Genomic DNA, 10,941 nt, shown 5'->3' with positions numbered 1-10,941 from the left:
GACCGGGGAACCACCATGCGCAAAACATCTCTCACCATCGCCACCGCGCTCGTACTCGCCATCGGCGGTGCTCTCACGGCATGCACCGGCGACTCGGACACCACCGCAGCACAAGAGCACGACGGATCCGGGTCGTGGCTTGATCAGGTGCTTCCGCGCCTGACCGCCAGCCTGCCACCGTCAACACCCGGACAACCCCAGCAGCCCGACACAAGTCCCGGTGCCGGCGCGACTACGCAACCGCCCGGGCCGCCGCCTCCGCCCGCGACACCAGCGGACGCGACCAGGGCCAAGCTCAGAGCGATCGACCTCTGCGCGATGCACAATCCGCCAGCCGCAACCACGATCGTCAAAGGTGAGGTGGCGGACTCCCTGCTACCCAGCGACGACTTCAACGACTGCACATTGAACCTGCACCGCGCCGACAAGCTCGTACCCGACTACACCATGGCGATCGGTGTCGATGCCGTCGACCAGGACACAATCCAGCAAGGACAGCCACTGCAGATCGCTGGACTGAACTTCTACAGCAGGCAGCAGACCGGAACCAACGACGAGCACGAGACGAGTCCGTGTGTCGTCTACCTTCCCCAGTCCGACGGGTATGCCCTGTATCTCCAGGTCGAACCTCCCATTGATCCCGTCGACGGGGCCATGCACGTCTGCGATGTGGCCGTTGCGTATCTCAAGGCAACCGCCGAACGCTGGCGCACCCCGCCCACCCGCGCCGAGCACCGGACCGACCCAGCCCTCGATCTCGCCGCCGCCGATCCCTGCGCGGCCACCGGCATCCTGACCGCTCTGGGCGGCGGACGCGTCGCTCATGCCGACCTGCACCAGTGCCTCTACGCCTCACCACGGCAATCCACAGACGGCACCGGTGCCGGCGCACCACTGAAGATGGTCGACGTCCGCTACGAGCTCGACAGTCCCGACACCCTCACCGGCGACGACGACGCCACCTACAAACAAGCGGCCATCGCCGGGATGCCGGTCGCACAACACGACTCGCACAGCGCAACCCAGGGTTGCCTCACGCTGTTCCGGATCGGCAGCGTCAGCGTCACGATCGACGAGAACAGCTCAGAGCCGCCGTGGGTCCAGATCGTCGAAGTCACGGCGCCGACCTGCGCGCTGAGCAGTCAAGCAGCCGCGGCCGTCATCTCCACAGTCCGCTGACCGGGCACGCCTCGCTGACCTCGCAACCACTCATTCGGAGGCTCGCCATGCCATCTGAGCTTCCCCCTGTTCGCCGGACACCTGACCTGAGGTGACCCCCGGTCACCAGGGAGGATGTTCCGATGCCTGCACCACACCCGCCTGAGTTTCGTCAGCGTGCCGTCGAGCTGGCCCGTCTCGGCGACAAGCCGGTCGCCGCGCTGGCGAAGGATCTGGGGATCAGCGAGTCCTGCCTGCGCAACTGGATGACCCAGGCCAACGTCGACGAGAGCGGCTCGGCCACCAAGCTGACCAGCGCGGAGAAAAAAGAACTCGCCGAGCTGCGCCGCAAGAACCGGCAACTGGAGATGGAGAACGAGATCCTGAAACGCGCCGCGGCGTACTTCGCGCGGGAGAACATCCTCCCAAAGTAACCTTCCCGCTGGTCCATGAACTGGCCGCAGACGGCATCGACGTCGCGGTGGCCTGCCGGGTATTGAACGTGTCCCGCTCCGGATACTACGAATGGCGCGACCGGCCGCCCTCACCCGGAGAGGAGGAGAACACGGTGCTGCTGAAACACATCGAACAGATCCACGCCGATTCCCGCGGCACCTACGGCTCGCCACGGGTGCACGCCGAACTCACGCTCGGGCTGGGCATGCCCGTCAACCTCAAGCGGGTCGAGCGGCTCATGCGTGAGGCCGGCATCCAGGGCCTCTACCGTCGCCGGCGCCACCGCACCACGGTCCGTGACCCGGCCGGGCAACCCAGCGCCGACCTGGTCAACCGCCGGTTCACCGCCGACGCCCCGGACCTGTTGTGGATCACCGACATCACCGAACATCCCACCGAGGAAGGCCGGGTCTACTGCGCCGCGGTGATGGACGCCTATTCCCGGCTCATCATCGGCTGGTCCATCGCCGATCACATACGCACCGAACTGGTCACCGACGCTCTCGGCATGGCCATTCTCCGCCGCCAACCCGATGACGGCAAAACGATCCTACATTCCGACCACGGCTCGCAATACACGTCATGGGCTTTCGGGCAACGCCTCCGCGCGGCCGGACTGCTCGCGTCCATGGGAACGATCGGCGACTGTTACGACAATGCTATGATGGAATCGTTCTGGGGAACGCTTCAGCTCGAACTTCTCGACTCGAAAACCTGGAAAACCCGCGACGAACTTGCCAACGCGATATTCGAATGGATAGAGTGCTGGTACAACCCGAAACGGAGACACTCCAAGATCGGGATGCACAGCCCCGTCACGTTTGAGGCCCTCAACCAGCCACCAGACGCGCTGGCCTGACCTCACACCCGCCGTGTCCGGCGAACGGGGGGAAGCTCAATCGCCACGATCGAAACACCTAAACGTTCTTCTGGGAGCCGTCGTCCTCACCGGACTCGCCCTGGGTGCCGTCAGTTGCACCACGACCGTCCCCGGGAACCCGGTCACCGCGCACACCACATCAAACCGCGCGAACGCGAAACCGGGGCAGCAGCACGCGCAGCATCTCGGCGACCTGGACCCGCTGCCGGACCCGACAACTCAAGGCGCACCGTTCGACCCATGCTCGATAGTGCACTGGAGTGACTTTCCTGAAGGAGCACGCGACGCCAAGCAGCCGCGCCCCACGCGTGAACGAGTCGACGTCAGCAAGTTCGGCGCCCGATGCACCTTCGAGGCGACCAAACCGACACGCTCGAACCCGAACTCCACCGTGCTCGTCGCGTCGGTCGCCTGGTTCAAACCCCGGCAACTCACCCCCGGAGCCTCGGCCAACCCACCCTCAATCGACCACCCCTACGCCGGGAAACCCGGATGGCGCAAGGAAGAGACACTCGACGGTGTCCACTCGTGCATCAGCTACGTCGTCCTCGCCGGTGCCAACATCGCTGCGGTCGGCGTGGTCAACACCCGGTATCCCGACGTGCCGCCTTGTTCGATCAGCGACACCCTCGCGGGGACCGTCGCCCAACGCGTGCCCTGACTCAGGCTCCGACCGGCCCACCCGTCCGGGCGGACCACCGATCCCGATCACCATCGGTAGCCGAACCGGGCCCTGATGACCCGGCCTGGGCCTCATCACACCGCGAATGAAGTGTGCGTTTGTAGCCCCATGTCATCACCGGTGGTGCGCAGCTACGTCGATGGGGTGATCACCAACAAACATCAACATCGCTGCCCACGCCCCTCACTACCGTTCGAGACTCGTCAGCGACCACGTCGGTCCCCGAGACCGAGGAAGGACCAGAACCGTGACGGCTCGGCGTACCACCCGGTCGTCGGCCGGACAGGCCATCCACACACCGAGCGACCCCACTACAGCAGCGTCAGCGTTCGGTGCCGAGATGCGGCGCTGGCGGCAGGCTCGCGGCATGACCTTGGCCCAGTTGGCCGCGCGGGTGTGCTGGGAGAAGAGCTACATCGCTCGCGTCGAACGAGGAGACCGAACGCCGAAGCTGCAGTTCGTCCGGGACTGCGACGCCGCGCTCGCCGCCGAAGGGCGCCTGGTGGCGATCTGGAGCACCGAGCACAGCGCCCTGACCCCCGCCCAGCTGCCCGCGGCACCACGCCACTTCGTCGGCCGCCTCGACGACATCGCCCTCCTGGACGCCGCGGCCAACGATGCGCGTTCCAGCTCGGCGACAAGATCCTCCGCGCCGCTGGTCATCGCGATCGACGGCCCGCCCGGCTCTGGCAAGACCGGTCTCGCCCTGCACTGGGCGCACCACAACAAATCCGCCTGGCCAGACGGACAGCTGTACGTCGACCTCAACGGTTTCGCCCCGACCCGATACCCGGCGGCCAGCGCCAGCGCGGTCCTCGAGTCCTTCTGCCGGACCCTCGGGGCAGATCCCCAGACACTGCCGCGCACCGAGAGCGAACTCGCCGCCCACTACCGGTCGCTCATCGCCGGCCGCAGGCTCCTCGTCGTCCTGGACAACGCACTGGACGACCGCCAGGTCGTGCCCCTGCTACCCGGTACTGGCAGCTGCGCTGTGCTCGTCACCAGCCGCCGCGTCCTGTCCGGACTGGCCGTTCACGCCGACGCCCACCGCCTGCACCTGAGAGATCTCACCGTCTCCGATGCCCACCAACTGCTGGCCACCGTCATCGGCGAGGGCCCCGTGGCCGCCGAATCCGACGCCACAACCGATCTGATCACGCTCACCGGCCGCACACCCCTCGCGCTGCGCATCGCCGCCGAACGCGTCACCGCCGACCACGACCACGCCATCTCCGAACTCGTCGACGACCTGCGCGCCGCCGCCGACCGCCTCGACGGGCTCGACGGCTCCGATGGCCTAGATGAACTTGACGGGTCCGACGGCCGGAACCGGCGCCCCGTCACGACGCACGCCGGCGGCCTCGGTGGTGAAGAACTCGCAGCCGACATCGGCCCCGGTAGCGACACGGGCATCCGCGCCGTGTTCAGCTGGTCCTACCGCACGCTGTCACCACCGGCGGCCCGCTTGTTCCGGTTGCTCGGCCTGTTCGGTGGGCCGACCATCTCCACAGACGCTGCGGCAGCGCTCGCCGACCTGGACCTCCGGGCAGTCCAGAAGGCCATCCGGGTGCTGCGCCACGCCAACCTGGTCGAGCCCGCCGGGCGCGACCGGATCGCCCAGCACGCACTGATCCGCACCTACGCCTACGAGCTGGCGCACCGGCTCGACGCCCCAGAGGACCGCGACCGCGCGGTTCGCCGACTGACCAGCTGGTACGTCTACGCTGCTCACCAGGCCAGCCACGCTCTCGGGCCGTCCACCCACCCGATGACTCTCTCCTCGAGCGACGACCACACCCCGAGGATGACCTTCACCGCGCAGACCGCGCTCGCGTGGTTCGACGCGGAGCTCCCCAACATGGTGCCCGTCACCCGCCTCATGATCAGCAAAGGGCCGCCGGGAGCGGCATGGCAATTCTGCGCAGGCCTGTTCGGCTATCTCAACCGGCGCAAGCCGTGGACGATCTGGCGCCAAACCCACGAACTGGCCATGCTCATCAGCGAACACCAAGACGACTGGCGCGGCTACGCCCTGGTCACCACAAGCTTCGCCGAGGCGCAGCGCCAGGTCGGCGACCTCAAGGACTCCCAACACCTCTACGACCTGGCAATACAAGTCAGCACAAGACACGACGACCCGCACAACACGGCACGCGCACTGGCCGGCTGCGCCTACCTCGCCATCGACTGCGGCGACTACGACGCGGCCCGCGACTACGCGCGCCACGCCCTCAACCTCACCCGGAGCCTCGGCGACTCCACCGGCGAGGCCGTCTCCCGCGTCGCGCTCGCCCGCGCACTGAGCCATCGTGGCCGCCACAACGACGCACGACGGCTTCTCACCAACGCCATCCGGGCCCTGCGCCAGCACGACGACATCCACCGCACCGCCCTGGCCGTCAGCAATCTCGCCGAACTCGCCGCGACCACGGGGCACCTCAACGAAGCGGCCGACTGGTTCGCCACCGCAGCTACCTATGCCGCGGACGCCGGCGATCACTGGAGCGAGGCGCGGCACCGCCTGCGCCTTGGTGACATGCTGCGTCAACTCGGCGACGACGCCGGCGCTCGCGATCAGTGGCTCGATGCAGTGGCCTACTGCCGCGACCTCGACGACACCCGTGGCTACCGCGACGCCGTGCAACGCTTGGATCAACTGGACTAGACGGCGCATGCCTACCCGATCCTGCATGAACCCTGCGGTGCTTTCCTAGTGCGACAACGTGACGCGATGGGCAGTCAGCAAGATCGTAGTGCTGACCCTCCGCGCTACACGAACAGTTAGACATCAGATTGGTGTTGGCGCTGTCATCATCGGCGATGGTCAATAGGACGGAGGTCGACGAAGCCGGAACAGATCCACGAGTTCCTACGTGCCTGCCGGCTCTCGCATGCGCAGACCCGAGCTGGTTCTGCAGCAGCTACCGCCGCACGTCGTCAACGGCGTTCCGGTTTCTCCGGCGCAATTCCTCAGCAGTCCCGCAGGGCCAACAACTGCGCCGCCCGCGCGGACAGGGTCGGGGCGCCGATCGCGACCGCCTCGCGCAGGGCCGCTGTGCTGCCCTCGACGTCCCCGCGGGTCTCGAGTTCGTGCGACCGGTTCAGTAGGAACCGCGCCCGTTCTTCCGGCAGGCCGCGGGTTACGCGGTCGTGCAGCGCCTGAGCCTTCGCGTGCTCGCCCCGCTGCGTCAGCACCACGTCCAGCTTGGCCACCGCTTGGCGGACGAAGACATCGGTGCCTTCTTCGGGGGCACGGGTGCCGGAGTCGACCGCCCATTCGTACCGGGCGATGGCCTTGTCGACCTCGCCGTGATCTTCATGCAGTTGTCCCAGGGCAAGGGCCGCCCGCAGTGACCACGCCGGGTGCCCGGACTCGATGGTCCGCCGATAGTGCTCGCGGGCCGCGGCGTCGTCGCCCGCATCCCGGGCCAGCATGCCCAGGTTCCACTGACCTGCCGGTGCGGCGTGCAGGTCGCCGGAATCGGCGGCCCGCTGGTATGCGCGCCGGGCGCTGTCGAGGTCGCCGCCCTGGTGCAGGCGACGACCGGTGTCGATGGCGTGTCGCGATTTCCGCCGGAAGAAGGCCACTCACTCAGGTTACCCGAGGCCAAGGCGGTGCGGCTGAGCCGTTCCAGGAGCTTCGGGTAGCTCATTCCGTCGGCTCGCCGAAGCATTGGCCACAGCTCCCGCCGGTCAGCCCCATAAAAGCGCACGGCAGGAAGATAAAGACATCGAGTGAGCTATGCGCAGCGACCGTCCGCCCGGCGAAATTGGACCAACGCCAGTTAGCCCGGCTATTGGGCGCGCACAACGGAGAATTGCCGGACTTAATGGCTCTGTTGAGATACTACGAGGGACGGCAGTCACTCAGCCACGTGCACCCCGCGCTGCTGGCGACGGTGGACGACCGCGTGCGGCAGGCGGCGATCAACTGGCTGCGGCTGGTAGTGGACGCGCTGGAGGAGCGCATCAACCTTGATGGGTTCCGACTTTTCGATGACGTAGGTGGCATCATTGCTTTCGCGCCGGACCGGTCATGGCCCTCAGCTGCTGCCGGTGGCGAGACCAAACCCATGCGCCCGGCTCGTGGTCGCTTCCGACCCGCCGCGTCCTACGGGACAGTCCGAAGTCGACACCTGCCCGTCGTCCTTCATATGCGGCACCAGCCGCAAGAGCGCCGCCACGTCCGCACCCATGAAGCTGGCTCATACCAGCGTGTTGGCGGGGCGAACGTGGCGGCGGACTACGATCAGAGGCGAAATGCTAGGCGGGAACGTTGGCGTGGATCCAAGCGCTGGCAGCGGAACTGAACGCCGCCGCGTTGCGAGCCAGCTGCAGGTCGTGACCCGCGCCAGGAAGCACGAACGTCGTCAAGGAGGCCGCGGACGGATACGCAGGTCCTTCCGCGCGTTTCAGGGCAGCAGCGCTGGAGCAGTCCGCCCCGCCTGGGGCAGGGGCGCAGAAGATCCCGTCGGACTGTCCGACCGCGACCATCACCGGCGCGGTGATGCCACGGCCGGCCTGCAGGATGAAACCCTTCACCACGACGTCGACGAGCTCCTTGCCCGGAACGACGTCCTTCGTCGCTTCATCCCGTTGCACGACCGCGGGATCCACGTCGCCAGCGGCATGGAAGGCGGGGCCACGGCGGCCAGGGATCGTCGTCAACGACAGCGGGTCAGCGCCGAGACCGAAGGCGGGATCCAGCAGTGCCGGGTACACATCCCGGGTGAGGATCGTCAGCAGCGACGCGACCGGCATGCTGTGCAGCAACCCGGTGAGCACGACCGCGTCGGCGTCATGCCAACGGGATTCCTCGAGGATCGTGATCAACGAACCCATCGAGTGCCCCATCACGACGACCCGACGCCACGGCTTCGACCCGATCTGGCCCGCCCGCAGCAACTGCACCAGCCGGTGGACGACCTCGGCCTCGAGGTCACCGCTCAACGCCAGACCCGATGGGTGGCTGCTTTGCCCGGTACCGAGCCGATCGATGGCCAAGGTCGCGTAGCCAGACGTATTTGCGTCGTGCACATACGACGGGCCGCCGGGGAAGTCCCAGTACAAGGAGTTGTAGGTGGCGCCGGGAACAAGAACCTGGATGGTCGTCGCCCCGCTCGGCGCGCACAACCGTCCGTGGACCTGCCACCGCGCCGCGGACTGCTGAATCGGCACGGTCACATCCCGGCACGCCGCGGCGTTGACGTCTGACGCCATGGCGCCTGCGGGTGCCACAGGCTGGACGCCGAGGCCGACCGCCGAAACCAAGACCGCCACCAGACTGCGCAGCCCACGACGTCGCCGGTCGCGCCGCATTGCGGACACGCCCAATCGTGCCTTCTCCGCATGAACAGAATTCACTCTGCCCCCAGTTGAATCGACCTTTCACCCACCCGTCGTGAGTCCACGCAAGACTGGCATTCGCATCAGCCCTTCAGAACCGTGCCGTACGCGACCGGCCGCAGTTGTCGTGGCCTAATGGTGGCCACTATTGGCCACGCCGCGCCGAATGCCGACCGTAAATGTGGCTGGTCGGGGCGTTGCGCGCCCAAGAAATGGCCACAGCGCCCGCGCGGGGGCGACAACCTGCCGACGCACCTTCATGGTGGGTGGTGCGCGGTAGAGACGGCATAGGGGGTCTCGCGACCGGTCAAGCCGAACGTGAGCGTCCTGGCAGCGAGCGTATGCGCCGCTGCTCCGCGCAAGGCCAAGGGCCACGTCTTCCCGCGTGGCCCTTGGCTCGTTTTCCGGTACGGCCAGCGCGTGAATCGACTAAGGGAGCCTTGCGATGGCTGTTCTTCCTGCATCTGGAGACTCCCAAATCCCGGATGGTTCCAGAGTGTCGACGGCTTTGACGTGGCTATCCATAACTCGTACGTTCGGGTCATTGATGTCGGCCGTTCGTATACGGTCACAACACGGAGGAGAAGTGTGGGTAGGAATAGAGCACGGCGTATCGCAACGGTGATCACTTCGGCTGCCTTGGCCGGCGCTGCGGCGTTGACGATCTGATAGCAGGCGGATTCCGGCTGCCCGTCGGGGTGGCGCAGCGAACGGTCGCCGATGCCCTTGCCCCGCTGTCAACCCGCTTCGCTGGGGTTGACAGCGGTGCGGGCACCGGCGCCGATCGCCTGCGTCCACCCGACAGGGCAGCACGGCGATCGAACCCGATTGAGGGAAGTGCCGACTGGACCTGCCGGGGTCGTGGCGAGATCCGCTCGCCACGACATCATCAGAAAGGTCCGATCGTGAGTGCACAGACGTGGAGAGGCGCACAGATTCTGGAGATCGACCCGCGGGAGCTGGTCTTGGAAGGCAATCCGCGGACGGTCGACGACATCGAAGCAGCCCGGCCCGACCTGGCCAGCGTGGAACAGCACGGCGTCCTCCTCCCCGTGGTGGCCCATCGCGATCACAATGGAAAGTTGCGCGTGAAGGATGGGTTCTGCCGAACCCTGACCGCCATCAAGCACGTCGACCGGCACCCGACCATCCCGGTACTGGTCACCGACACCGATGACGAGCCGCACAGCCGTCGCCTGATCCACCAGTGGATCCTCAACGAGCACCGCCAGGGATTCGGCGCCGCCGACAAGGTGCGAGTGCTGGAACAACTGTCGTTGTCGGGGATGTCCGAGGACGCCATCGCCTCGGAACTCGTCACACAACCAGACGACGTCGTGGCCGGCCTGAAGGTCGCTCGAAGCGCGAAGGCGGTGCAAGTTCTCGTTGAGCACCCGCAACTCGACCTCTTCCAGGGAGCCGCGGTCGCTGAGTTCGACGACGACGAGAATGCGCTGGCCGAGTTGCAGCAGACCCTGGACTCGGACCCGGACGGCTTCGACCACCGGGTATCGCGCCTGCGCCAAGACCGACAGGAGCGGGAACTCGTCGAGGCCGAGACCAGCAGGCTCACCGAACTGGGACTGGCCGTTGTCGATGAACACACCTCGGAGTTCTTCCCGCTCACCAGTCTGATGAGCAAGGATCGCGAGCCCCTGACCTCCGACGACCACGCCGGTTGCCCAGGCCAGGCCGCCACCGTCCGCATCACCTACGCCGGCAGCGTGCACACCACCTACGGCTGCCTCAACCCCGAACGGCACGGCCATCTCAACCGGCATCGTGCCAGGAACGGCAATGCCTCACGGACCATGACAGAGCTCGACAAGGCCGAAGCTCGCCGCGTCCGTGAAAACAACAAGGCATGGCGAGCAGCGCTCCCGGTCAGGCGGAAGTTCTTGCAGAACCTCGTGCGAGGCAAGGCGGCCCCGAAACGCGTGTACCAGCACACGCTCACCGCCCTGCTGCAGAGCGACTCGCAGCTGCAGGCCGGCATCGGATCCAAGTCGACGCTTGCCAGCCAGCTGCTGGGCCTCAAGCGGCCGGCACCTGGACGTCGGCACCCAATTCTGGGCAAGGCCGGTCGTGCGAGCGCGGCAGACCTGCAGATGATGATCCTCGCCGTCATCCTCGGCGCGTTCGAGCAGCGGTACGACTCCGACTACACGGTCAACACCTGGCGATCGCCCTACGACGACGACAAGCTCTATTTCGCCGCGCTGCGCGACCTCGGCTACAAGCCGTCCCTGGTGGAACAGCTGGTCCTCGATCCCACCGTCGACGCCGACCAGTGGCCGCATCTCGCCGAGCCCGCCGCCGCCGCTGAAGACGACGCGGACACCGACGACGAATCTTCTGGCGAATCTGTGGCCGCCTGACCGTCGCCGCAAGCGACCGCTGTGGTCGCTCCGGCCGGGTG

7 protein-coding genes are annotated in these 10,941 nt (G+C 66.9%); 5 read left to right on the top strand and 2 right to left on the bottom strand.

What is annotated here, in order from left to right; genetic code table 11:
• Positions 1 to 15: 15 nt before the first annotated feature.
• From EV186_RS12040 to EV186_RS12020, 4 genes are all read left to right on the top strand, one after another.
• The gene (locus tag EV186_RS12040) at positions 16 to 1,179 is read left to right on the top strand and encodes a hypothetical protein (protein ID WP_133849316.1); all 1,164 of its coding nucleotides are present in this window, start codon (positions 16 to 18) and stop codon (positions 1,177 to 1,179) included.
• Positions 1,180 to 1,301: 122 nt separating this feature from the next.
• A protein-coding gene (locus EV186_RS12030; RefSeq protein WP_424982535.1) for an IS3 family transposase occupies positions 1,302 to 2,473 on the top strand; the annotation gives its coding sequence in 2 pieces (ribosomal slippage) (positions 1,302 to 1,590 and positions 1,590 to 2,473; 1,173 coding nt in all).
• A 13-nt stretch (positions 2,474 to 2,486) separates the two neighbouring features.
• Entirely contained in the window at positions 2,487 to 3,155 is a 669-nt protein-coding gene (locus EV186_RS12025; protein WP_133849313.1) for a hypothetical protein, read from the top strand.
• A gap of 268 nt (positions 3,156 to 3,423) precedes the next feature.
• Complete coding sequence (locus EV186_RS12020) at positions 3,424 to 5,841, top strand: helix-turn-helix domain-containing protein (protein ID WP_279538293.1); 2,418 nt, start codon at positions 3,424 to 3,426, stop codon at positions 5,839 to 5,841.
• Positions 5,842 to 6,146: 305 nt separating this feature from the next.
• On the opposite strand, the gene EV186_RS12015 is transcribed toward EV186_RS12020, so the two are convergent.
• A complete protein-coding gene (locus EV186_RS12015; protein ID WP_133849311.1) occupies positions 6,147 to 6,764 on the bottom strand; it encodes a tetratricopeptide repeat protein in 618 nt (205 codons plus the stop codon).
• Positions 6,765 to 7,439: 675 nt separating this feature from the next.
• A complete protein-coding gene (locus EV186_RS12010) occupies positions 7,440 to 8,396 on the bottom strand; it encodes an alpha/beta fold hydrolase (RefSeq protein WP_166659139.1) in 957 nt (318 codons plus the stop codon).
• Positions 8,397 to 9,427: 1,031 nt separating this feature from the next.
• On the opposite strand from EV186_RS12010, the gene EV186_RS12005 reads away from it, so the two are divergent.
• Positions 9,428 to 10,900 (top strand): ParB/RepB/Spo0J family partition protein, encoded by a 1,473-nt coding sequence (locus tag EV186_RS12005; protein ID WP_133849309.1) that lies wholly within the window; start codon positions 9,428 to 9,430, stop codon positions 10,898 to 10,900.
• Positions 10,901 to 10,941 lie beyond the last annotated feature (41 nt).

This window comes from Labedaea rhizosphaerae (assembly GCF_004362825.1).
GTDB lineage: Bacteria > Actinomycetota > Actinomycetes > Mycobacteriales > Pseudonocardiaceae > Labedaea > Labedaea rhizosphaerae.
This window is presented reverse-complemented; position numbering and strand designations above follow the sequence as displayed.